The sequence below is a fragment of the Algoriphagus zhangzhouensis genome (genome assembly GCF_900148515.1).
In the GTDB taxonomy this organism is placed as follows: domain Bacteria; phylum Bacteroidota; class Bacteroidia; order Cytophagales; family Cyclobacteriaceae; genus Algoriphagus; species Algoriphagus zhangzhouensis.
Genome location: NZ_FRXN01000001.1, coordinates 865,281 through 890,311, shown reverse-complemented (window position 1 = coordinate 890,311; position 25,031 = coordinate 865,281). Strand labels below are relative to the sequence as shown.

Sequence of the window (25,031 nt, the reverse complement as noted above, 5' to 3'; positions counted from 1 at the left end):
TTGTACGCAGGTCTGGTACTTAGTTTAGTAGCGATGGTTGCATTGTTTTATTGGCTAATGGTGGCATTTTCATGAGTAGTATTGATTGGATTGTATTGTTTGGTACCCTTGGGTTGATTGCTTCATACGGGATTTACAAAACGCGAGGGAAAAAGAATCTAGATTCCTATTTAAAGGGTAAAAACTCCATGAATTGGTGGACTATTGGTTTATCAATTATGGCGACTCAAGCTTCCGCGATCACCTTTTTGAGTACTCCTGGCGAGGCTTATGAGAGCGGAATGGGTTTCATCCAATTTTACTTTGGATTACCGATCGCGATGATCATTATTTCGGTTTTTTTCATTCCCATATACTATAGATTAAAAGTCTATACGGCTTATGAATATCTGGAAAACCGATTTGATTTAAAGACGAGGACATTAGCGGCTTTGCTTTTTATCGTCCAGAGAGGCTTGGGAGCTGGGATTACCATTTATGCTCCTGCTATCATTTTATCGACTTTATTGGGTTGGAATTTGACCTGGACAGTTGTCTTGATAGGAGCCGTGGTAATTCTCTATACTGTTTCCGGAGGGACTGAAGCCGTTTCTATTACACAAAAGCAACAAATGGCTGTGATGATGGGAGGGATGATTCTTGCAGGAATTATCGTAGTTAATTTGATACCAGTTTCATTTACGGAATCTCTTCATATCGCAGGGAAAATGGAAAAATTGAATCTGGTGAATTTTGAATTTGACCCTTCAGATCGATACAATGTTTGGTCGGGTGTGACTGCAGCAGTCTTTCTTTTCCTTTCCTATTTTGGTGCTGACCAAAGCCAGGTTCAGCGATACCTATCGGGTCAAACTCTGACTCAAAGCCGAATGGGCTTGATCATGAATGGCTTCTTAAAGATTCCGATGCAATTCATCATTTTGTTTATCGGAGTGATGGTTTTTGTGTTTTATCAATTCTATGAGCCGCCAGTTGTTTTCAATAAGGTACAAACTGAAAAGTTGGAGAATAGCGTTTTTTCTGATGATTATGCCATTTTGAAAGATCGATATTCTGAGAATTTTGAGGCTAGCAAAGCTGAGTATATGAATCTGCTAGAAGCTGTAAAATCTGATGATGAGGCAGGTCAATCAGAGATTCAATCATCTCTTCAAACCTTGAAATCGGAGCAAAATGAAATTAGGGATGAGGTAAAAGCCTTGATAGTAAAAAATGATCCTGTTGCAGAAACTCGGGATACAGATTATGTATTTATGAGGTTTGTAATGGACAATCTTCCAACAGGGATCATTGGATTGTTGTTTGCTGTGATTTTTTCAGCTGCCATGTCTTCCAGTGCTTCAGAGTTGAATTCTCTGGGATCTACGACCACCATCGATTTGTACAAAAGATCCATCAATCAAAATGGGACGGATCAGCAATACCTTCTTTCTTCTAAGTTGTTTACCGCATTTTGGGGAGGAGGAGCGATCCTTTTTGCTTTGTATGCATCCTTATTTGAAAATTTAATTCAGGCCGTCAACCTTTTGGGCTCCTTGTTTTACGGAACTATCCTAGGGATTTTCTTAGTAGGCTTCTGGATGAAATGGATTAAAGGACGAGCCGTATTTATAGCAGCTCTACTTTCAGAAGCTTTGATTCTATTGGTTCATTTTAAAAATGGTGAAGGAATATTGGGCTTCCATTGGGATATTGGATTTCTGTGGTACAATGCAATAGGAAGCCTTTCGGTGATGCTGTTTGCTTCCCTGATTCAATTGGTTAAAAAATAAAGGCTGAATTATTATAGTCAGACTGAGTGGAGTCGAAGTCTTTTGAAAGTCTTATTCAAACATTTCGACTCCGCTCAAAGTGACAGTTTTTGGAATTAAGTTGATCTAATTCTCTTATTTCAAAGATTGAATCAATCTTTCATTCAGTCTTATATAATCAGGATTGTTTGCAGATTCTGCCAATTTCATGGATTCCTCCGCTGAAGTTTTTGCATCTACATTCTTACCTAGACTCGCTTCGATTTTTGCCTTCAGATGCATTGTCCAATACTTAGGATCTGATTCTACAGATTCGGAGATCCATTCATACGCCTGATTGATGTCCTTTTGATTTGTGTAGTAATAGTTTGCTGCTGCGTATAAAAGACTAGGATCGTGAGTGGATTTATCAATCACCAATTCCTTAATCTGTCCCATGACAATTGGGTCTACTTCAGTAGAAATTTTGAACTCAACTCTCGTGTTTTCCCATTTCAATGAAAGATCTGCGCTATTGTCAGTCATATTGTTGAAAGTGATTTCGAAAGTTTCATACTTTCTGCTTAGCTTGTTTGGTTCTACAGAAAATCTCACGATATCCTCGTCTGGGGAATATCCGATAGAACCCCAAAGGTCTGTGTTTTTGGAAAGGACAATTGTCCATTTAGATTTTTCAGGGATGGTATACAAAGCATACTTTCCTTTTGGGATCTGATTGCCATTTACTGATACATCTGTAGAAAAATCTAAGATGGTTGCAGAGTTTGCGCCGGTTCTCCATACAGCTCCAAAAGGAACTAGTTCACCGAAGATTTTTCTTCCTTTCATACTAGGTCGTGAGTACTCTACTGTTACATCTGTTAATCCTACTTTTTGGGAAATCTTAGCCGCTGGAGATGCTTGAGGCATCTGAATTTGTTGCGCTACTAGATGTGAGGTGAATAAAATACTTAATAGAGAGATGGTTAAGAGTAATTTTCTCATCTTTGATATTGTTGAATAACTGTTTTATATAAAGCAAAATGGGGATTTTTATTTCAAAAAAGGAGCCAAAATCTGCTCTTTTTTGATCAATGGGTAAATGTTTTTTTGCGGCATTTTCAAAGCCATTTAAGTTTTAAGAATTTTGTTCTATGAGTTTAGCGATCATTTGTCCTGGTAAGGACCCAAAAAGTTGGATCGATGCGATCCATTCACAAGACCCAACTATTGATATTCAGGTATACCCTAACATAGATAGACCTGAAGATGTAGAAGCTGCTGTGGTATGGCAACACCCCAAAGGTATATTAAGTAAGTTTCCTAATTTGAAATTGGTTAGTTCTATGGGAGCAGGTGTTGACCATATTTTAACAGATACCAGTATTCCTGAGCATCTACCTATCGTCAGAATAATAGATGAAAAGCTCACTTGGTCCATGACCAATTATGTGGTGATGGGAGTATTGAATTTCCATAGACAGATTACCCGATATCAAAAAGACAAAGCTCGTAAAGTATGGGATATGAGTAACCCTGAAATTGAGGTGAAAGTAGGAGTGATGGGAGTCGGAGCTTTAGGGTTTGATGTACTAGAGAAGTTAGACTATATGGGTTTTCCTGTTGTCGGTTTGGGTTTTTCGGAAAAAGATGATTTTCCCTTCCCATATTTTCCAAAGTCTAGAATGGATGAATTCTTGAAAGAGGTGAACGTGGTTGTTTGCTTGATGCCGTTGACTCCAGATACACAGGACATTTTGAATCTAGGCTTTTTTGAGAAGTGTAATCCAGGAACCTATTTGATCAATGTGGCAAGAGGAAAACACTTAGTTGAGGAGGATTTGCCAGTGGCATTTGATAAAGGATATTTGTCTGGAGCCTTATTGGATGTCTATCGTACTGAACCGTTGCCAGAAAATCATCCTTTCTGGAATCTTGAAAAATTGACTCTTACGCCGCATATAGCCAGTGTGACAAACCCCAGTGCTGCCGTTCCTCAAGTTTTGGATAACATTAAACGTGCAAAAGCTAACGAAGATTTGCAAAATCTCGTAGACCGTTCAAAAGGTTATTAACTTTTTAAACAGAATGAACCCAAATCACACCATCCTTTGTCCAACCGATTTTTCTGAATGTTCTCTGAATGCCATAGAATATGCAGCTAGATTAGGTGAAAAATATCAATCAAGGTTGATTTTGATTCATGTGGCCAATAAGGAAGATTACCTAAAGCTTTCGCCAATGGATACCAATGGCTATTATCAAATGGACTTCTTGAAAGATAAGTTGAAGAGTCTTAAGAAAGCTATAGAAAAAGAAAGTTTGGACAAAGGACTTCAATCCTGTGAATGGGAGATTTTGGATGGTGATATTGTCAATGAAACTCTTGAGTTTGCACAAAAAGAGAGTATTGATCTAATTATTGTGGGTACAGAGGGGATGAATGATCTTCGTAAAAATATAATCGGATCTCGCGCAAGTAGAATTGTTGAAAGATCTGATCGAGATGTATTGGTGATTCCAAGAAAGGTCTTTTTCAAAAAGCCTAGAAAACTTGTGTACGCTACCGATTATATTGAAGAAGATAAAATTGCTGTGCAGAAGGTGGTAGACTTTGCAGGGTTTTTCAAATCAGAAATTGATATTGTCCATGCCAGTCCGGGAAATCGAGCGATCGATAAGTCCTTGCATCAAGTGATGATTGAGGAAGTGAAGCCATTTATCAAATACCCTTTTGTGAATTTTGTTTTGAAGTCATTTCGGGATGATTTGGCTTTAGGTTTGGAAAATTACCTGCAAACATCGAAAGGGGATTTGCTCGTGACTTTGAGCGAAAAGAAGGACTTTTTTGAAAAAATATTCCATAAAAGTCTGTCAAAAAAAATGGCTTATTTCATCAATAAGCCATTGTGGGTCATCAAGTCTTTGAATTAATTAAAGGGCTTTTTCAGGAAAGAGATAAACTCTTTTCTGGAGTTTTTGTCAAATAATACGGACTTCAGCGTTTTCAGAAAGTATCCAAAAGTCATACTCTCTTCTTGTTTTTCTTCAGGTTGAATAGGTTTCTTAATGTCTGAAGAAGTTTCTACTTTAGGTTCTATCTTGTTTGTACCTTCTGGTTTTGCTGTGGATGGTTCGTATCCAGTTAATTCATCAGCTTTCGAAAAACTCTTCTTGGACTTTGCCTGATATCCTAGTTTTTCCTCAACCAATCCTTTGTTATTGTATGAAACAGCATCTTCAGGATCAAGCTCTATTGCTTTTTCATAATCCTCAATTGCCCCTTCCAAATCGCCAATACGATCTTTGAAAAAGGCTCTACTAGAATAGCGATAGGGGTTTTTAGGATCCAAATTGGCAGCCTGATCAAAAGCGGAAAGTGCCTCTTCATTTCTTTTCAACAAATGAAGAATCACAGCTCTATCAGAGATGTAATCCGTATTGTATGGTTCAAGTGCTACAATGGTATCAAAGTCCTCCAATGCCAATTCAGTTTTTCCTAACCTAGATCGTACTCTTCCCCTGAACAAATGGAATTGGGGATTAGAACTTCCCTGATTGATCAGACCATCGAAAACATCCAATGCCTCCTGAAACTTTCCGTCTTTATATAACTCGATTCCTTTTTCGAAACTCATTTTCAAATCTTTGATAATAATACAAAGGTAAGGCTCGAAAAGTTTTGCCAAATAAACTTCTTCAGGATTTTGCAGGCAATTGAGGAGTCCTGTTATCTTTATTGCAGGAATAATCACCAAGCATGCCACAGAATCCCACTACTGTACTCAAAGAATTAAAAGCAGGAAAATTTGCCCCGATCTATTTTTTGGATGGAGAAGAGCCATTTTATGTGGACTTGATTACGGAGTTCGTTGAAAAAAATGCCATTGCAGAACATGAGCGAGGGTTTAATCAAATTATCCTTTATGGAAAGGATTCCAATATGGGCTTGATTCTGAATAATGCACGGAAATTCCCTATGATGGCTGATCGGCAAGTGGTGATTGTGAAAGAATTTCAGAGCTTACCAGATTTGGGGAAAGAGGATTCTCAAAAGCTTTTGATCTCCTATCTCCAAAATCCTTTGCCAAGTACCATTTTGGTTTTGGCTCATAAGTATAAAAAACTGGATGGTCGTTCCGCGCTTTACAAGGAATTAGATAAGAGAGCGGTTTATGTGCGCTCTGATAAGGTTTCTGATTACAAACTCAATGCTTGGATTGATGAATACTTTAAGGAAATGGGACATTCCATTGATCCAAGAGCATGTCAGTTATTAGCTGATTCCATTGGGAACAATTTGGAAGTGCTGACCAATGAAGTGGGGAAAATGTTGATCAATTTTGATGGAGCAACTCAAGTCACTACCGAGCATATTTCCAAATACATCGGAATTAATAAAGAGTATAATAATTTCGAATTTTTAAAAGCAATTGGTTTTAGAGATGTAGGTAAGGCGAATAAAATCGTTTATCATTTTTCACAAAACCCTAAGAACAATCCAGTAATTCCGCTTTTCTCACTGTTGTATACTTATTTCACACGGATAGCTTTAATCCACCAGGCAAGAGTTTATTCTGATAGTCAAGTAGCAAGTGTGATTGGGGTTCCACCTTTTGTCGCCAAGGAATATGTGGCTGCAGCGAGAAATTATAAATTGGGCAAGGTAATTGAGGTGTTCAGATACATCAAAGAGGCAGACCTTCGTTTCAAAGGAGTAGACTCCGGGAGTTTGAGCGAATCAGAAAACCTCCGAGAGCTTGTGTATAAAATTTTACACTGAACCCCTAAACCAATTTATGAAATACCACCTGGTGCTTCTTGCAAGCCTGGGGATTTGTTTGGAGGTAAACGCGCAATCCACCGTTTACCAAACCAGTCCTCAGAGATCTTTAGATGAGCAGTTGGAGCTTTTTGATAAGCAACTCTTTTCTGCTTCCCTAATAGATAATCAACAAATTCAATTACTTCCTCTTAGTTCAGAGCAGAGTAGGTCTGGAAAACTGCATGCGGCAATGTCTGCTTTGCAGTTGGAAAGCCCGGATGGGCCTGGCCTGATGAAGTCTTATATCCTTGAAAATGGGAATCATCCTACCGTTGCAACCGCCGGTTTGTATATGGGGGATCATTTCTTTTTTAAAAGAAATTACAAAGAGGCTTTGGAAGGATATGCCTTGGTTGATAGTGAAAAACTAGATACGGAGGCCAAAGCAGATGTTTTATTCAAGCAAGGATATGCTTATTTCCAGCTCAATGAATATGCAAAAGCGGCTCCGTTTTTTGATCAGGCTAAAGGCTTGGGACAGCCGATTAGCTATGATGCCTATTACTATTCAGGCTATATCGCATTAAAAGACGGGAATACCCAAAAAGCGATAGCGGATCTACAAATTGCTGCTCAATCCAATTACTATTCTGGAAAAGTGCCTTACCTATTGGCGGCCATGTACTATCAGCAGGGGAGCTATGAGGAATTGATTTCTTACGCGGAGCCTAAGTTAACCAGTGGCCAAAGCTTGGATCGTAAAGAAATGATCCATTTGTATTTGGCGGAAGCTTACTTCGCAAAAAAGAATTTTGCCAAAGCTGCTGAGAACTACGATGCTTTTGTCAATGCAAGAAAGGGGGAACTGACTCGGGAACAAGTATATAAAGGTGGAATCGCACAATTTGAAATTCAGAATTATCAAAGAGCTGCTGACTATTTGAAAGTTTCGGCTTCATCCAGTGATGAATTGGGGCAGGCTTCCAGTTATTATTTGGGACATGCCTATTTGAAATTGGATAACTTCCAATTCGCAAGTACTTCTTTCAAGGCAGCGGCGAATTCAGATTTCAATAAAGAAATTCAGGAAGAGGCGATTTTCAATTATGCCAAATCCAATCTTCAAAAAGGAAGTTTCCAAGCTGGAATTTCCGGTTTGGATGAATACATCGAAAAATACCCGAGCGGAAAATATAGATCTGAAGCAGAAACCTTGCTTTCAGAAGCTCTAATCAACACTTCAGATTATCTGAGAGCCATCGAGCAGATGGATAAAATCTCCAATAAATCACCTAGAATCAGAGAAGCTTACCAAAAAGTGGCCTTTTATCAGGCTATGGTTTATTTCCGAGATCAAAAATATCCGGGTGCTTTGGCATATTTAGATAAGTCCTTGGCCTATCCAGTTAACAAGGATATGGTTTTGGAATCCCACTTTTGGAAAGGAGAGATTTATTCAGCTTCTGGGGATTTGAATGCTGCAGAAAAAAGCTATAAAACGGCCCTGGATATGGGAAGAACCACTTCCAGTGCTTATATCAATAAGAGTTTGTATGGCTTGGGATATGCATATTATAATTCCCAAAAATATCCTCAGGCAGAACAGCAGTTCAAGACATATACCGATCGGATGAGAACTCGTAATGACAAAGAAAATTACGATGATGCCATGCTAAGATTGGGGGACTGTTATTATGTCCAAAAAAGGTTTGGTGAAGCAGAAAGGATTTTTCAGGAAGCTATATCTGAAAGAAACACAGGCGTAGATTATGCTTATTTCCGACTGGCTGTTGTTCAGAATTTCCAATCAAATAATAATGCCGCTTTGGCAAATTTGGAGCGCTTGATCAGCAATTACCCAAATTCACTGTATTTAGAGGATGCTATGTATCAGCGAGGTCAAATCTTCATGGAAGAGACTCGTTACTCTGAGGCAGCAAATAGCTTTAGTGACTTGATCAATAAAAAGCCAAACAGCCCATTTGTACCTTATGCCTTGGAAGGAAGGGCTGTTGCTAATTTCTCCATGCAGAATTATGATCAGACAGTTCGAGACTACAGAACTATCTTAGATCAGCATCCTAATTCAGCCTCTTCTGAAACAGCTTTGAAAGGTTTGCAAGAAACCTTGGCTTTGGAAGGGAGATCTGGAGAATTCTCTGGATATCTGGAAAACTATAAAAACTCAAACCCAGGAGGAGGGTCTGTTCAATCACTGGAATTTGAAGCTGCTAAGAGTCTTTACTTTGAAAAGAACTATGCTCAAGCCACAAGTGCATTTGAAAATTACTTGAGAAGCTATCCTCAAACTAGCCAAAAAGCAGACGCTTTATATTTCTTGGGCGATTCATATTTCCAACTGGGAGATAAGGATCAAGCCTTGGTTTCTTTCAAGCAGTTGGAAAAAGAACCAGCCTCTCCTCAAAGAATTCGTGCCATGCATCGAATTGGATCCATTGAGTTGGAAAAAGGAAATTATGCACAAGCAATTCCATACCTAGAGACTTCAACCCAGAATGCCAGAAGCAAAGTGGAAGAAGCAGAAGCTTTAGAAGGCTTATTGTTGGCATATTTTGAAACTCAGAAATACAACCAGGTTATCAGCACAGCAGAAAGATTAGAGACTTTGGATGGAATCTTGCCAGAGTCCAAGCCAAAAGCTCTTTTGAATAAAGCTAAAGCTCAACTGGCATTAAATAGAAGAGATGCGGCAGAGGTGAGTTTGGCAATCTTGGTGGATGGATTTAAAACAGTCCAAGGAGCTGAAGGGCTCTACTTATTGGCAGAATCTTATAGTATTCAAGGGAATTTTGAACAGTCGAATGAGACTATTTTCGAGATGTCTGGACCATTTGCTGATTTCGGATATTGGTATGGAAACATGTTCTTATTGCTAGCTGATAACTACCAGAAATTGGGTGAAGATTTCCAAGCAAAAGCTACTTTGGAATCGGTTGTGGAAAATGCAACTGATCCAGAAATCAAAGCTAAAGCTCAAGCTAAACTTCAATCTTTAAACTAAACCTAACCATGAAAAAGCTAAGCATATCAATTTGTATAGCCCTAGGATTGGGGTTTGGAGCAGAAGTAAAAGCTCAGATCCAGAATAGAGGAGAAGTTCAGGATCAGGAATTTGTCATCAGAAAAGACAGAGTTTTGACTTTGCCTGTTCAACCAAGGGTTTATGAAAAACTTCCTGTTTTGCCTCAACCGAAAGGGATGAGTGATTTCATCTATTCTATCAATTTTCATGAAATCAATTTACCTCCTGTTCAATTGGAAACTGAACCTGTGCAAAAGGTTTATAGACCAGAGAGAATGGATCTTTATCCTGGTTATTTGAAGGCAGGTTACGGAAATTTTGCTTCTCCTTTGTTGGAAGCAAGGTTTATGGCCACTGAAGTAATCGATTGGAATTACTCTATCGATTTGCAACACCAGAGTTTTGGAAAAGGGCCAGTTTTGGATGAACAGTCCAAGGAGTCTCACACGACATTTGGTGGATCGGCAAGTTATTTTCTTGATCAAGTGGAAGTCTTTGGTGGACTACGCTGGAATCAAGACTCATATGCATTCTACGGCATGGATACCACAGGATACAATAATCCATTAGTGGATTGGGCAGGGATTCCAGACAATGTTTTGAATACGATTAAAGTAGAAGGAGGAATCAGGGATATTGAAAAAACTGGACCATTTTCTTATGAGGCTAAATTGAATTACAGGAATTTCAAGGATAGTTATTCCGCCAGAGAAAGTGAATTTGGTGTTAATGCCTTAGGGAAATTCAGACCTGCTGATGACTGGTTGGGGAAAGTTGGAGTAAGTTATTATTTCACAAATCCTGTTGGAGAAAATTTTGAAGAAAACAGAATGTTTCTAGCGATCAGACCTGAAGTAGGGTATAGCTATGAAGCTTTCCAATTTAGTGCAGGATTGAATATTATCTCAGAAGATGATGTAATTGAAGGGAAATCAAGTGATTTTCACATTTTTCCAAATCTAAAGGCAAGCTATCAGTTTGCTGAGGAGTTTGGGTTCTTTGGTGAGTTTTCGGGAGATGTCCAGCGAAATACCTACTACAGTTTTGTGATGGAGAATCCTTATTTGGGTCCGGATCAACAATTATTGAATACAGTTAATAATTACAAAATTGCAGGTGGCATCGAAGGTCAGTTCCAAGGAAATTTCCACTACAAAGCAGGAATTGATTTAAGTCGATACAATCAATATTATTTCTTTGTCAATTCCTTAGCTGATTCAGCAAGATTTGATATTGTTTATGATGAAAAAGTATCCGTTTATAACCTGAATGCAGAATTGGGATTCAAATTTTCTGATATCTATAGCCTTGGGTCAAGATTGGATATGTATCAATATGATTTGAGTGAGCAGGAAGCGGCATGGCATCGCCCAACTTGGAAATTGGCTATTAATAACCAAGTAACTCCAGTTGAAGGATTGATTGTCCAGGCTAATGTGATGATCATGGGTGGCTTGAAAGCTAGGGGAGAGGTAATGGATCCTACCGATAGTTTTTATACTCCGCCAACGGTTGTGAATCTAAAAACTATTGCCGATTTGCAATTGAAAGTAGATTATGGAATCACGGAACGTTTTGGAGTTTTTGCTGTAGGAAACAACCTAATGAATGGCCAAAACATGAGATGGAATAATTATCCTGTCCGTGGAGTACAATTGATTGGGGGAGCTTGGTTGAAATTCTAAAATTCCTTTGCCTTTCTATTCAAATCACTTAGTTTCGTAGCTATCTTTTTTCAGAAATGGCAGGAAAAAACGCTGAACAAAAATCTTGGACGAATCCGAATGACTATGGGCTTCCATTTGTGGAAATCAAGCCCTTGAGTGATATGGGTAAAACTTCTGTCGAATCTGAAGTAGATAAAGTTTCAGAATCAGTTGAAAAGCCAAAATCAGCAGCTGAATTGAGATCAGAGGTTCAGGAGAAATTGACCTTGGCAGCAAAGCAGAAAATCCATTCTGAAAAAGTTGAAAAGCCTAAAGAAGTTGAAGAGCCAGAAGTAAAGCCGGAAGAAATTCCTGTAAGTCCTTCAATTGATGATAAAAAAGAGGAGGTGGTCGAAGAAAAAGCTCCTGTCATAGCAGAGAAATCTCCATCACCTGAGACGAAAGTAATCGAAAAGAAGAAATCCAATTCTTGGATTGCTTATGCTGCAATTATAGCGTTGTTTTTAGTTGCTACAATCGTTTGGCAATTGATGAAGGAAGAACCTAATTCTTTGGGAGAACCAGTTGTTTCAGATGTGACTTTAGCTGAAAAAGAAAACGATGAAATTGCCCAAGAGGAAATAAAAAATACACCAACTGAAGAAATTCAAGTAACTGAAAATCAGGATTCTATTTCAAATTCCAATACTGTTTCCGCACCAATTCAAGAAAGTACCGAAACTGGTACAACTATTGATCATAGTGGGGAAAGGTCTTTGACACGAATAGAAGGAAAAGAGGCAAGACCACAATATTTTATTGTGGTTGGGAGTTTGCCTAATGAACGCCTTGCTATTCAAGAATCCAACCAGTATTATGATCGCGCAGAAGAACTCTTTTTGATTCTTCCTTATGAAGATGCGCCACATTATCGTCTTGCGATAGGGAAGTTCACTTCCTTCACCAAGGCAAATGCTGAGTTGGAACAAATCAAAGATCAATACACAGAAGCACTTTGGATTTTGAAATATTAATATGATTCTTCTTCAAACCCTCTCAACAGACTCACTTTCAGCAGTAGATAGTCTAGGTATGGACGGCGCTGCCCAAAACATTGGCCTTTTGGACCTCCTAATCAAAGGTGGTTACATGATGGTTCCACTGTATGCCTTGTTCATTTTGGCAATTTATATTTTCATCGAAAGGCTTTTGACACTTAAAAAAGCATCTACCACTTCCACCAATTTATTGGATCAGGTAAAAGTTTTGGTTTCAAGTGGTCAGATTGAAAAAGCAAAAATTCTTTGTGCTGGGGAGAAAACTCCAGTGGCGAATATGATTGCCAAAGGAATCGAAAGAATAGGTTCACCATTAAAGAATATTGAAGTTTCGATCGAAAATGTCGGTAAAATCGAAATTTACAAATTGGAAAAGAACCTCAATTTGTTGGCAACAGTATCAGGTGCGGCACCAATGATTGGTTTCTTGGGAACAGTTGCTGGTATGATTCAAGCATTTATTGCAATTGCTCAGGAAGAAGGAATGGTTTCTCCAAAGCTACTTTCTGAAGGTATATATGAAGCGATGATTACTACAGCAGCAGGATTGGTTGTGGGTATCTTGGCTTACTTGTGTTACAATTACTTAGTTACTCAGGTTTCGAAGTTGGTTCATAGCATGGAATATTCTTCCATTGAGTTTATCGAATTGTTACAAGAAAAATAAGATGGCACTTCAGTCAAAAAATAAAGTAGAAACAGCATTTAGCATGTCTTCGATGACAGATATTATTTTTCTGTTGTTGATATTCTTCATGTTGACCTCTTCATTTATTACTCCATCAGGCTTACCGGTAAACTTGCCTTCAAGCGAGACTTCTGATATAGCCATGCAGGAAGTGACGGTTTCTGTAACCAAAGACCTTCGCTATGCCGTTAATGATAGGGTAGTGTCTAGAGATCAGATCAAATCTGAACTGACTGCATTGTTGCAGGATAAAAAAGGACAGGTTGTTCTTCATATTGACAAGGAGGTACCTGTTGAGTACCTTGTAGAGATAGGTGGTATTGCCGCTGGTTTGGAAGCAAATGTTTCCATCGCAACAAAACCGTTTTGATATGGAATTTTGGGATGCCGATAAAGTAGAAAATCAAAATAGAAAGCGTTCAGGCTTGATCACATTGCTTATCAATGTGCTTTTGCTGATTGCCTTCTACTTTATTGTGGTTTGGAAACAACCCATTCCACCTCTTCCTACTTTCGGTTTGGAATTAAATCTTGGTTTTACTCCTACAGGATCTGGTGATGTGAGTTCTCCAACTCCTCCTTCTGAAACCGTTACCCCAGTCAAGGAAGCTGCAGCTCCTGGAGAAATAGCACCTAAAGTGGTTGAAAAGTCTACACCAAAACCAAGTCCCAAAACTGAAACAGCAAAGCCAAAAGCTAACCCTCAGCCTGCTGTAAATCAAGCAGTAACTACAAAGCCGTCTCCAATAAAAGGGGAAGAAAAGGCTACAGAGAATACCAAAAAGCCAGAACCTACCAAAACGGAACCTGATAAAGCGGTAACAACTCCAGCTGAATCGAAAGCGGAAGAAACTGTTCAAAAAGCTCCAGAGCAACCTAAAATCAATGAAAGAGCATTGATGGGTGCGGGTGGAACGAAAGGAACAGGTACCAATCCTTCTTCAGGTGGTGCCCAAGGTACTTCTACCGAAAAAGGAGATGCTGGCGATCCAAAGGGAACAATTGAAGGAAAAGCATTGATGGGCAAAGGTTCAGGACAAGGGACTAATTCCGGTTCTGGATATAGCCTGGATCTTGCTGGATGGGATTTTGCTTCAAGACCCAATATCAATGACCGTGTTTCAACCCGAAACGGTCGAATAGTTTTTAAAATTACTGTGGATGACTCAGGAAGAGTAGTGCAAGCTGTTCCATTGGAATACAATGTTTCCAATGATGTATTGGCATACTATCGCCAAGTAGTCAATCAGATTTCTTTCAAAAAACAGGGGGGAGCAGTTGCAGACTTCTCATCTGGGAAAATCACATTCATTATTAAGGTTGATTAATTCATGACCTATCAGGAGACTCTGGACTACCTGTTCAATGCCCTTCCTATGTTTCAGAGGGTGGGTGCCAGTGCATTGAAAAAGGATTTAAGCAATACCATTGCCCTTTGTAATCATTTGGGTAACCCTGAGAAAAAATTCAAATCTGTTCATGTTGCAGGAACCAATGGAAAAGGAAGTTCTTCTCATTCCATTGCTTCTGTATTACAGGCTGCAGGCTTTAAAACTGGGCTTTATACCTCTCCTCATTTAAAGTCTTTTACTGAAAGAATCCGGATCAATGGGTTGGAAATTCCTGAGGATGCGGTTGTGGAATTCGTAGAAGAGAATAAATCATTTCTTGAGGAATTGAAGCCTAGTTTCTTTGAAATGACGGTAGGGATGGCATTTTGGTATTTTGCCAAAGAGCAGGTGGATATTGCTGTCGTAGAAGTAGGAATGGGAGGTAGATTGGATAGTACCAATGTTTTGATGCCGGAGGTATCATTGATTACCAATATCGGAATGGATCATGTTCAATTTCTGGGCGACACTTTAGCTGCAATAGCAGGAGAAAAAGCAGGGATCATCAAAAAGAATATTCCAGTGGTGATTAGTAAGACTCAAGAGGAAACTACGCCAGTATTTGTACAAGTTTCAAAAGAACAGGATGCTCCCATCACTTTTGCTGATCAAAAATGGAAGGTTGAAAAAGTGGAAGAAAATGAAGGGAAAGCCCTTTATGATGTGATCTCTTCTGATGTAAAGCAAGAATTGGGATTTGACCTTTTGGGAAATTACCAGAAGTTCAATTTGCCGGGAATTCTGGAAACTTTGGTTCAATTGAAAGCCAAAGGCTGGGATATTTCTTCAGATGCTATCAAGGCTGGCTTGACAAATGTTACCAAAAGCACTGGGCTTAAAGGAAGATGGCAGGTTCTTTCTAAAGGACCTTTAACAATCTGTGATACAGGTCATAATGAAGCTGGTATTCAAGAGATTTTGAATCAATTGGAAAGTTATTCCTATGATCAATTGTGGATGGTTTTAGGAATGGTTCAGGATAAAGACATTTCTAAAATTCTTCAGTTATTACCCAAAACAGCTTCCTATATTTTTTGTCAGGCGAAACTTCCTAGAGCAATGAAGGCTGAGGAGCTTTTGGAAAAGGCCAAATTGAATGGACTAGAAGGTACTTTTGTGCCTGATGTGAATGAAGCATTAAACTTTGCCAGAAAAAAAGCCGGTGCAAATGACTTGATTTTTGTGGGAGGCAGTACTTTTGTGGTCGCAGAAATCGAAGAACTGTAAAATGAGCAGAAAAAAACTGGTTCGTTTCAAAGAGAACGAATACAATCCAAATGTTGTCCAGGAAGGGAAAGCCATCTTTGAAGAAGTAAAAGGAAACTGGAACTCCAAGCAATTTCAAAATGATAAACCTTTGGTTGTGGAATTGGCATGTGGAAGGGGAGAGTTTACTGTTGGATTAGCCAGAGTTTTTCCAGACCAGAACTTTATTGGTGTAGATATCAAAGGAAGTAGAATCTGGAAAGGAAGCTCAACAGCCACAGCAGAAGGAATTGAAAATGTTGCTTTCTTAAGAACTCAAATTCAGTTGTTGGAGAAGTTTTTTGCACCTGAAGAGATTTCTGAACTTTGGATCACCTTTCCTGATCCATTTCCAAGAGACGGTGATGAGAAACGCCGCTTGACTTCACCAAAGTTTTTGGAAATGTATAAAACCTTGGTCAAGAAGGACGGAATTATTCATTTCAAAACAGACAATACCGGACTATTTGATTATTCATTGGAATTGGTTCAATCTCGTGAAGACATTGAGGTAATTGGTTTTACCCATGACTTCTATCAAAGTGAATGGAAAGATGATCACTTTGGCATCCAAACTAGATATGAGAAGATGTTTTCCGAAAAAGGGGAAAAGATCAAGTATATGAAAATCAAGTTTGTATAAAGGACTGTCCTCTGGATTAAATATTGAATCCTCCGTCAGAGGTGAAAATTGAGCCTGTGATGTAAGAGGAGGCAGGAGAAGCTAAAAACAAGGCTAAAGCACCGATTTCCTCTGGAGTACCCAATCGTTTGATGGTCAGTTGTTTCATTACGAAATCCATGATTTTTTCATTGGACCAAAGCGGTTCCGAGAATTTGGTTTTGATCAAGCCTGGACAAATGGCATTTACCCTGATTTTGGCTTCCCCCCATTCTTTTGCATAGACTTTGGTAAGAGAAGTAAGAGCGGTTTTACTGACTGAGTAAATTCCCAATCCAGGTTCTGGAGAAAATGCACCAATTGAGCTGACATTTATAACGGAAGCATGTGAGGATTTCCTTAGGTGAGGAAAACATAGCCGTGTCAATTCGAAAGGAGCTTTGACATTCACGTCCATGATTTTGTCGAAGGCTTCTAAGCTAGTTTCATGTACAGGGCCAAAAACAGGGTTTGCAGCAGCATTATTGACGAGAATGTCAATCTGACCATATTTTTCAACGGTTTTTTCTACCAAGCCTGGTAGTTCCTCCATATTTCCCACATTGCAAGCAATGCCAGCAGCCTCATATCCTTTGGCTTTCAGGTTATTTGCCACCCCATCCAACACTTCTTGCTTTCTACTACTGATGACTACTTTAGCGCCTGCTGCAGCAAAAATTTCTGCGGTGGCTAATCCAATTCCTTTGGAGGCTCCGGTAATCAAAGCCACTTTGTGATCCAGTGAAAAAAGCTGGGAAAGATCCATGAATAGCGTTTTTGATGTCTACCCTTAAGATATAAAAAAATATCCCCCGATTTAGTCCTCCCAAAGAATATTACCTAGATTTATTTAAGAGGTAACACATAAATAAATTGGTATGAAAGAAGTAGTATTTGAACAAATAGGAATTCCTTCAGAAGTTTTAAAGTTGGTAGAATCTCCTATCCCTCAACCGAAAGAAGGTCAAGTATTAGTAAAAGTGACTGCAAGAAACATCAATCCTGCTGATTTGATGTTTATCCAAGGGAGATATGGAATTCAGCCAATATTACCAAGTAGTGCTGGTTTTGAAGCAGTAGGTGTTGTTGAAAATGCCTACGAAACTGGAAAGTTTAAAGCAGGAGATAGGGTGATGTTTTCGGCAATTGGCACGTGGAAAGAATATATCTGTATTCCTATTTCTTCAGCTATTCCAGTACCTCCGGAAATGCCAGATGAAATCGCCTGTCAGGCTTTTGTCAACCCTTTTACGGCATATGCTATGATTGAAAAATCCGGACTGAAAGAGAGAGAATGGCTCCTGATTACTGCTGGTGCATCCGCCTTTGGGAAGTTTGCAATTCAAATGGCCAAGGCGAAAGGAATAAAAGTTGCGGCAACCGTGAGGCAAGATGATCAGATAGATTATTTGAAAAAACTGGGAGCAGACCTGGTTGTTAATTCAGAATCTAAAAAAATCCATGAAGTGATTCCTGAAAGAACTGAAGGGGGAGTGCATGCTGTATTTGATGCAGTGAGTGGAAAATTAGGAGCTCAGGCATTGAGTTGTTTGAGAAAAAATGGAATCATGTTGGTATTTGGAGCCCTTAGTTTGAATACCATGCCTGTGAACAGTGGCTTAATGATTTTTAAAAACCTAAAAATTGAAGGTTTTTGGCTAAGTACCTGGATGGCAGAAGTAGATCCAAAGGAGATGAATGAGGCCTTTTTAAAGGTGTTTGGCTTTTTGATGAATGAGGATTCTCAGATTGATGTGGCTGGAAAATTTCCATTAGAATCCTTTCAAGAAGCCCTAAATGCGTATCAAATGCCCGGTAGAAACGGAAAAATCCTCCTTACTTAGTTATTTTCTCTAAAATCATTCTGCTTAGAAAAATGATATTCTCATCTTTGTGCTTTGAATAACAAACCAAACAAAAACATAGACCAATGAATTGGGACAAGCTGGATAAAGAGCTAACCGAAATTGTAGAAAAAAGAAATCAACTTGCTTCGATGGATTATAGTGATGAGAGCTATGATGATTTAGAAGAGGAAATCCATGATTTAGAGGATGATTTCAATGAGGAATATGAGGATGTGATTGAGGAGCAATTAGAGAAGATTTATTCTGTATTGAAATCAGATACAGATATTCTTCTTCCTACAGCCTATATCGCCAACAAGTACAAGCCTTTGCTTCCAGATGCAAAAGGAATTGTAAGTTATGAAGTAGGAGGACAAGAAGGTGTACCTATAGAGTCAGATCAATTTGATAGACAAGATGTAAGATTGGTTTTGATTCCAAATCCTGCAAGGATCGTTATGTTGATCAACGGTCGTCAATTGAAGGATGTTTGGAGAAGTAGATAATCCAATTATAAAATCATAAAAAAGCCCGAATCTGGAAAGATTCGGGCTTTTTCTTTATCTAAATCCGAGTTTTTCTCGAACTGTCTGAAGGAGTTTTTCTCCGATAGCTTTTGCATGGGCCTCACCTGCTGCAAGCTTCTTTTCGATTTCCTCTGGATTGCTCATGTAGAAGTCAAATGCTTTTCTTTCTTCAGCATATTTCTCTAGAATCAATTCCATAAACTCTTTCTTTGCATGTCCATAGCCATAGTTTCCACCAAGATATTTTCCTCGCATTTCCTGAATCTGATCTTCAGAAGCCAATAGAGAATACAATTTGAAAACGTTACAAGTATCTGGATCTTTCGGATCTTCCATAGGAGTACTATCGGTAACAATGCTATTGACATTTTTCTTCAATTGCTTTTCAGGCAAAAAGATATCAATGTAATTGTTATAGGATTTGGACATTTTCTGTCCATCGGTTCCAGGAATGGTTTTTACCGCTTCAGAAATTCTAGCCTCAGGAATAGTCAAGATATCTTCTCCTACGATTCTATTGAATGTGGTAGCAATGTCTCTTGTCATCTCCAAATGCTGCATCTGGTCTTTTCCAACAGGAACCAAATCCGCAGAATAGAGAAGGATATCAGCAGCCATCAATACTGGATAGGTAAACAAACCTGCATTGACATCTGCCAGTCTTTCTGCTTTATCCTTGAAACTATGGGCATTGGCCAACATAGGATAAGGAGTGAAGCAGTTGAGGTACCAAGTCAATTCTGTGACTTCGGGTCTTCTGGATTGTCTATAGAAGACAGTTTTTTCGATATCCAAACCAAAGGCAAGCCAGGCAGCAGCTACAGCTCTCGTGTTTTCTATTCTCAATTCAGGATCTTTGGAACTGGTGAGAGAATGTAAATCAGCGATGAAAATAAAGGATTCTTCAGCATTGGCTTTCGCCAATTCAATCGCAGGAACGATCGCACCGAGAATATTTCCCAAGTGGGGTCTTCCGCTACTTTGTATGCCTGTAAGTACTCGTGCCATTAGTTTAATTTTGGCGCAAAATACGTAAATCAAGCTATAATTCTTTTGGATTTATACGTTATTTGCGGCTATGAACTTATTTCGAAAACTATTCACCACAGCACTATTTCTATCGATTTTGGCGCAAGTCTGTCTGTCTCAGGAGACTGTGACTCCAAAACTCATTTGGGAGATCAATAAAATAGATTTGGGGACCATCTTAGAGGAACAGGGTCCTCAAGTGGCAGAGTTTCGATTTACACATACTCAAGATTCATTGTTTTGGATTGAAAGAGTTTGGACAGATTGTGGTTGTACCACAGTTACTTATACCGAGGATACTTTGAATGTGGGTGAGGAAGGGGTTTTGCAGATTTCTTATGACCCAAGTGCTTCAGCTGGATTTTTCTCAAGAATGGTAGTTGTAAAAGGGAATTTGATGGATACACAGGATACTTTGTACTTAGAAGGTACTGCAGTTCCTTTTCCTCAAGATCCAGACATTGATTATCCCAACCAACAATTGGGCTTTGGTTTTCGCCAGCAAAAGGTGAATATGGGAGATGTATTTACCAATGAACCCAAAATCAAAAATGTGGAATTCTTCAATTTTACAGGAGAAACTCTTTATCCAGATAGTTTAAGGACTTTCGGTCCGGATTACATCCAATTGAGGTTAAAGCAGGATAGCGTTCAGGCAAATGAAAGAGGATTAATCCAGGTGATTTATTCAGGTGCTGATAAGAATGATTTGGGCTTTTTTGAAGACCCAGTTCAGTTTTCTTGGTCAGATTCATTGGTCGTTCAGTGGGATGTTATTGCCAATGTTTTTGAATACTTTCCAGCATTTGCGAAAGAAGATTTAGGAGTAGTTCCTAATCTAAGTATTTCTCCAAAGGAGATCGATTTGAAGGAAATCTCAGCAGGTCAAAAGAAGAATGAAACGGTTACATTGACAAATAAGGGGCAAAAAGTCCTTGAAATCCGGAAGATTCAAGGCAATTGTGATTGCTTGAAAATGACAATGTCCAAGATGGAAATTAATCCAGGTGAGTCAGTAGATCTTCATCTAGAGTTTGATCCTGCTGGTAGGCAAGGGATCGATCAGCGCAATATATATATTTTTAGTAATGATCCTTTGAACCCAGTTCAACTGGTGGTTTTGAAAAGTAGGATAAAATAATGCTCCTACTTATATTTAAAAAAATCTGACTCTAATGCGTAGTTTTTTTAAATCTTTCATTTTTCTAATAAGCTTCCTTTCTTTTTCAAGTTCATTTGCTGGGATAAAATATGCCTCTCCCAATGGAAATGATTCTAATTCAGGGACTGAAATAAGTAAACCATTAAGTTTATCTTTTGCTTTTTCAAACCAATCCCCATTAAATTTTGGTGACACACTTTTGTTATTGGATGGTCAGTACAATGGAAATTTCACTTTGGATAAAAGTGGAAGCATAGACAAACCTATCTATATCCTTCCCCAAAATTCTGGGAAAGTTTTTATCAATCCAGGCGAAAATAAAACCAATGGGAAAGCCATTGTAATTAATGGTTCTAATGTATGGTTAATAGGGCTTCACATTAGTTCTTCATCTTTAGTGAAGAGGGCTGATTTGGGGGAAAACGTCCAAAATGAATCTGGAATTACTGTTTTTGGTGAAAATGTAAAATTGATAAACTGTTGGATTTACGACGTCCCAGGAGTAGCATTAGAACTTTGGAGGTCCTCATTAGATTTGGAGGTTTATGGCTGCGTTATTTTCAATAATGGTACTCAGTCATCATTGAGAGGTACTGGGCATGGCTTGTACATCCAACATAATCAGATAGATAAACCAAAAATAATTAGGAACAATATTGTTTTTCAAAATGCATCTCAAGGGATCGATATTTATACGACAGACCCAGTAAATGGTGGGATCAATGTAATAGAGAATACTTCATTTAATACAGGAGCAATCGCAAATTTTGATGGATTTGTATTTCGACCTCCCCATAATTTAACCATTGGTTCAAAGAATAACCTGAGTTACGAAATGAAGGTCTATGACAATATTTTTTATTCTGATTTGCAAGGTGGGCGCCTGACCGTAAACCAGGTAAGTAACGTTACGATTGGAAGGACATACCAGCCCAATGATAAAATTGAGTTCTATAATAATTTATTAGTCGGAGGTAGAAACGTTGTTGAATTTCAACCTTTGGAAAATCTAAAATTTACAGGGAATACTTTTTATAATAATCATGGCAAGTTTTTTCAATTCTTAACTCTTCCAACCTCGATGGATGGGACCTATTGGGACAAAAACTTCTACTACCAAACTTCAAGTGATGATTTCCCATTCACTGGGAATGATTTTGATCAATGGAAAATCTCATCTGGATTTGATCTTCAAAGCACTTATTCTAAATCTTTCCCCCAGGACCCAAAGGTTACAATCAGGCAGAATAAGTATGAGACTGGTAAATACTATGTGACTATAGTGAACCCGGGAAAGACCTCATCTGTAAAGGTGGATTTTTCCCAATTTGGGATCGAAAATGGTTCTACTTTCCAAATCATTGATATTCAAAACCCTTTTTATTCAGATTATTTTGTAGATGGTGCTTACAGTGGCCAATCTTTGGAGTTTCCCATGAATCATAATTTGTCATTAGCTCCTAAAGGAAATATGCCAAATAAACCCGTCCATACCGATGAGTCATTTGGGGTTTTTCAGGTAATCTTTAAATCTGAAAATTACATTCCAGTATTTAAGAGTCAAATAGAGTTAGCACTTAATGAAAATGGTGTTGCTAGTACTGATTTAGCAGATTATCTAGAAAATGAACCAGCACAGAATTGGACTGGAGAATTTTCAAAAGGGCCTAATTTCAATTGTGAAAATATTGGAACGAATGAGGTTCAGGTAAAAGTTTTGGATGGTGAAGGCAATGAATGGACCCAAGTAGTCAAAGTGATTGTCAAAGATCTTTTGCCACCAAGTTTACAAGTTGAATCAAAAACACTTGAATTTGATAAATCAAAAGGGATATTAGAAGTTGTTCCAGATCAGTTTATTACATCCTTAGACGATAATTGTGGGATTGAATCAATCACTTTAAATAAAAGCCGATTTGAATGTTCCGATTTGGAATCATCTCAAGAAATCACCCTACTTGTGAAAGATAAATCCGGTAATCAAACTTCAAAATCTGTAATTGTTGAATTTACCATAGTAGAATCTCAAAAAGTAAGCCTTCAAGCTACTGGGCCACTTTATTCAGGGGAAACAGTTGAATTAACCCTTGGTAATGAATTGGACTTTGAAGTCATTAATTGGTTTAAAGATGGGGAAATTATGGATGGAGTTCAGGGAAAAACAATTGCGATAAGTCAAGCAGGGAATTATTTTGCTTCCATTCAATTGACCTCTGGGTGCGTGGTAGAATCTAATCATCTGCAGATTTCTCAAGCTGACGTTCCATATCCTCCTGTCAAGGATTTGATTGAATTGGAATTAGATGAAAATGGTGAAGCTAGCTTACAGATTTCCGATCTATTTACCTCTTGGCCTACAGAACAAGAATTAATTATTACCACATCAAGTTTAATTTTTGATTGTGGTGATTTAGGTGAAAATATTGTTTCGATACATGTAGAAAACCTTACAGGACAAGTTTGGGAAGAAACAACTACAGTTCTCGTAAAGGATAATGAAAAACCATTTCTTGTATTAAAAGATCCAAGTCTAGTTTTTGATCTTTCAAAAGGATTTATCGAATTGACAAGCAGTATGTTCATTGAAAGTACTTCAGATAATTGCGAAGTTGCTTCAATTAGTCTAAATAAAAGCCGATTTATCTGTTCTGATTTGGATTCGCCGCAGGAAATTAAGGTGACAGTAAAAGATAAATCTGGAAATGAGACTTTTAAAACAATTTCGATTGAGTTTTCAATTATAGAATCCCAAAAAGTAAGTCTACAAGCCAATAAACCGCTTTATTCTGGGGGAACAGTTGAATTAACTCTAGGAGAGGAGTTGGATTATGAAGTAATCTCATGGTATAGAAATGGTTCAATCATGGATGGAATAAAAGGAGAAACCATCGTAGTGAATCAAGTCGGAAACTATTTTGCAACTCTACGATTAGCATCAGGTTGTATTGTTGAATCAAAGAAATTGGAGGTCTCAGCTACAGATGTTCCATTTGCTCAAGTGAAGGATTTGATTGAATTAGAATTAGATGAAAATGGGTCAGCAAGCATGGAGATTTCCGACTTATTTACTTCTTGGCCACCATCTCAAGAATTAGAAATCACAACATCTGATTTGGTTTTCGATTGCGAAGAATTGGGTGAACATACCATTGAAATAAGAATTGAAAGTCAATCAGGTCAAGTTTGGGAAGAAAAGACCACTGTTTTAGTAAGAGATAATCTAAAGCCAGTAATCGTTTCTAAAGACCTGAGTTTAAACTTTGATCCTTCAATAGGGGCTATTGATTTGACTCCTGAAATGTTTGTTGAAAGCGCTACTGACAATTGCGGAATCAAGTCTTTGGCGATTAGTCAACAAGAAATTGGTTGCGGAGATTTTGCTTCAGAAACCCTCATTGAGATAAGAGCTGAAGATAACTCTGGAAATGTTACAGAAACCACTGCTACTTTAAATCTGACTTGGGTTGATAGTAAACCAATCTTTATTGAGGGAGTAACGGAATTATGCGAAGGAAATAGCACAGAATTGTCTCTATCTTCTGAGGCAGAATTTGAAGTGATCAGATGGAGAAGAAATGGTGTTGAGATTTCAGGAGAACTTGGTAAAACATTAACTATCGAGGAAGGAGGTGCATATCATGCTGTGATCAGATATTCTGGTGGATGTCTGGCAGAAACTGGTGTGTTTGAAGTCAAATTAATTGATATTCCACAAGGTGAGATTACAGTTGATGGAAATATTTTGATAGCACCAGAAGGCATGTATTCCTATCAATGGTTTAGAAATGGACAAGCAATTTCTGGAGCATCTAATCAGACTTTTGAGGTTATTCAGATGGGAAGCTTTAGCGTTTCTATTACCAGTGAATTGGGTTGTTCTGCTCAATTGCAGGCAGTAGAAATGACGATATCTGGGTTACCAGGAGGAAAACAATTTGAAGCTGAGGCATTGGTGATTTATCCAAATCCAAGTAAAGCGGAAGTCGTTTTTGAACCGAAAGGTGATTTGGAGTTTGCTGAAAACTCTTGGAAAGTCTATGACCTTAATGGGAAGGATGTAGGCCAATCAGTTTTCATGATTCATCAATCTCCAAAACAAATCAAACTGGATATTTCGACTTTAGCCTCAGGAACCTATTCGGTGATGATCGAAAGTCAAGACCATCGAATTTTCTTGGGTAGGTTTATTAAACTGGATTAAATTATTTTTTAATGTAGCAATTTTGGAAAGGTAAACGT

20 protein-coding genes are annotated in these 25,031 nt (G+C 38.3%); 16 read left to right on the top strand and 4 right to left on the bottom strand.

Annotated features, from left to right (window positions below; all coding sequences use genetic code 11):
* Positions 1-71 precede the first annotated feature (71 nt).
* Positions 72-1,772, top strand: coding sequence for a sodium:solute symporter family protein (locus BUF13_RS03800; protein ID WP_073570395.1), 1,701 nt, complete (start codon positions 72-74; stop codon positions 1,770-1,772).
* Positions 1,773-1,886: 114 nt separating this feature from the next.
* Here BUF13_RS03800 and BUF13_RS03795 read toward each other — a convergent pair whose 3' ends face one another.
* Positions 1,887-2,735, bottom strand: coding sequence for a DUF2911 domain-containing protein (locus tag BUF13_RS03795; RefSeq protein ID WP_073570394.1), 849 nt, complete (start codon positions 2,733-2,735; stop codon positions 1,887-1,889).
* Positions 2,736-2,884: 149 nt separating this feature from the next.
* On the opposite strand from BUF13_RS03795, the gene BUF13_RS03790 reads away from it, so the two are divergent.
* On the top strand, positions 2,885-3,805 hold the full coding sequence (locus BUF13_RS03790; protein ID WP_073570393.1) for a 2-hydroxyacid dehydrogenase: 921 nt from the start codon (positions 2,885-2,887) through the stop codon (positions 3,803-3,805).
* A 13-nt stretch (positions 3,806-3,818) separates the two neighbouring features.
* Complete coding sequence (locus BUF13_RS03785; protein ID WP_073570392.1) at positions 3,819-4,664, top strand: universal stress protein; 846 nt, start codon at positions 3,819-3,821, stop codon at positions 4,662-4,664.
* Here BUF13_RS03785 and BUF13_RS03780 read toward each other — a convergent pair.
* A complete protein-coding gene (locus tag BUF13_RS03780; RefSeq protein WP_073570838.1) occupies positions 4,661-5,368 on the bottom strand; it encodes a tetratricopeptide repeat protein in 708 nt (235 codons plus the stop codon). The genes BUF13_RS03785 and BUF13_RS03780 overlap by 4 nt on opposite strands.
* A 122-nt stretch (positions 5,369-5,490) precedes the next feature.
* Here BUF13_RS03780 and holA point away from each other — a divergent pair, with 122 nt between their 5' ends.
* The 9 genes from holA to trmB are packed head-to-tail and all read left to right on the top strand — an operon-like array spanning position 5,491 to position 16,209.
* Positions 5,491-6,513, top strand: coding sequence for a DNA polymerase III subunit delta (gene holA / locus BUF13_RS03775; protein ID WP_073570391.1), 1,023 nt, complete (start codon positions 5,491-5,493; stop codon positions 6,511-6,513).
* A 16-nt stretch (positions 6,514-6,529) separates the two neighbouring features.
* The gene (locus tag BUF13_RS03770) at positions 6,530-9,517 is read left to right on the top strand and encodes a tetratricopeptide repeat protein (protein WP_073570390.1); all 2,988 of its coding nucleotides are present in this window, start codon (positions 6,530-6,532) and stop codon (positions 9,515-9,517) included.
* A gap of 8 nt (positions 9,518-9,525) precedes the next feature.
* Positions 9,526-11,223, top strand: a complete 1,698-nt coding sequence (locus tag BUF13_RS03765) for a TonB-dependent receptor (RefSeq protein ID WP_073570389.1) — start codon at positions 9,526-9,528, stop codon at positions 11,221-11,223.
* A gap of 56 nt (positions 11,224-11,279) precedes the next feature.
* Positions 11,280-12,218, top strand: a complete 939-nt coding sequence (locus BUF13_RS03760; protein WP_073570388.1) for a hypothetical protein — start codon at positions 11,280-11,282, stop codon at positions 12,216-12,218.
* 1 nt (position 12,219) lies between these two features.
* The gene (locus BUF13_RS03755; RefSeq protein ID WP_073570387.1) at positions 12,220-12,909 is read left to right on the top strand and encodes a MotA/TolQ/ExbB proton channel family protein; all 690 of its coding nucleotides are present in this window, start codon (positions 12,220-12,222) and stop codon (positions 12,907-12,909) included.
* A 1-nt stretch (position 12,910) separates the two neighbouring features.
* Positions 12,911-13,300, top strand: a complete 390-nt coding sequence (locus BUF13_RS03750; protein ID WP_073570386.1) for an ExbD/TolR family protein — start codon at positions 12,911-12,913, stop codon at positions 13,298-13,300.
* Between the two features lies 1 nt (position 13,301).
* The gene (locus BUF13_RS03745) at positions 13,302-14,258 is read left to right on the top strand and encodes an energy transducer TonB (protein ID WP_073570385.1); all 957 of its coding nucleotides are present in this window, start codon (positions 13,302-13,304) and stop codon (positions 14,256-14,258) included.
* A 3-nt stretch (positions 14,259-14,261) separates the two neighbouring features.
* Entirely contained in the window at positions 14,262-15,548 is a 1,287-nt protein-coding gene (locus tag BUF13_RS03740; protein ID WP_073570384.1) for a bifunctional folylpolyglutamate synthase/dihydrofolate synthase, read from the top strand.
* A gap of 1 nt (position 15,549) precedes the next feature.
* Positions 15,550-16,209, top strand: coding sequence for a tRNA (guanosine(46)-N7)-methyltransferase TrmB (gene trmB / locus BUF13_RS03735; protein WP_073570383.1), 660 nt, complete (start codon positions 15,550-15,552; stop codon positions 16,207-16,209).
* 16 nt (positions 16,210-16,225) lie between these two features.
* On the opposite strand, the gene BUF13_RS03730 is transcribed toward trmB, so the two are convergent.
* Complete coding sequence (locus BUF13_RS03730) at positions 16,226-16,993, bottom strand: SDR family NAD(P)-dependent oxidoreductase (RefSeq protein ID WP_073570382.1); 768 nt, start codon at positions 16,991-16,993, stop codon at positions 16,226-16,228.
* A 112-nt stretch (positions 16,994-17,105) separates the two neighbouring features.
* On the opposite strand from BUF13_RS03730, the gene BUF13_RS03725 reads away from it, so the two are divergent.
* Positions 17,106-18,071 (top strand): zinc-dependent alcohol dehydrogenase family protein, encoded by a 966-nt coding sequence (locus BUF13_RS03725; RefSeq protein ID WP_073570381.1) that lies wholly within the window; start codon positions 17,106-17,108, stop codon positions 18,069-18,071.
* 86 nt (positions 18,072-18,157) lie between these two features.
* Positions 18,158-18,580, top strand: coding sequence for a hypothetical protein (locus BUF13_RS03720; protein WP_073570380.1), 423 nt, complete (start codon positions 18,158-18,160; stop codon positions 18,578-18,580).
* 54 nt (positions 18,581-18,634) lie between these two features.
* Here the strand turns inward: BUF13_RS03720 and trpS are convergent, their stop codons facing one another.
* Positions 18,635-19,609 (bottom strand): tryptophan--tRNA ligase, encoded by a 975-nt coding sequence (gene trpS / locus BUF13_RS03715; RefSeq protein WP_073570379.1) that lies wholly within the window; start codon positions 19,607-19,609, stop codon positions 18,635-18,637.
* 70 nt (positions 19,610-19,679) lie between these two features.
* On the opposite strand from trpS, the gene BUF13_RS03710 reads away from it, so the two are divergent.
* Together BUF13_RS03710 and BUF13_RS03705 are read left to right on the top strand one after the other, a co-directional pair.
* Positions 19,680-20,771 carry a DUF1573 domain-containing protein gene (locus BUF13_RS03710; protein WP_073570378.1) on the top strand — a complete coding sequence of 364 codons (1,092 nt, stop codon included), beginning with the start codon at positions 19,680-19,682 and terminating at the stop codon, positions 20,769-20,771.
* 34 nt (positions 20,772-20,805) lie between these two features.
* Complete coding sequence (locus BUF13_RS03705) at positions 20,806-24,993, top strand: T9SS type A sorting domain-containing protein (protein WP_073570377.1); 4,188 nt, start codon at positions 20,806-20,808, stop codon at positions 24,991-24,993.
* The last annotated feature ends 38 nt before the right edge of the window (positions 24,994-25,031 follow it).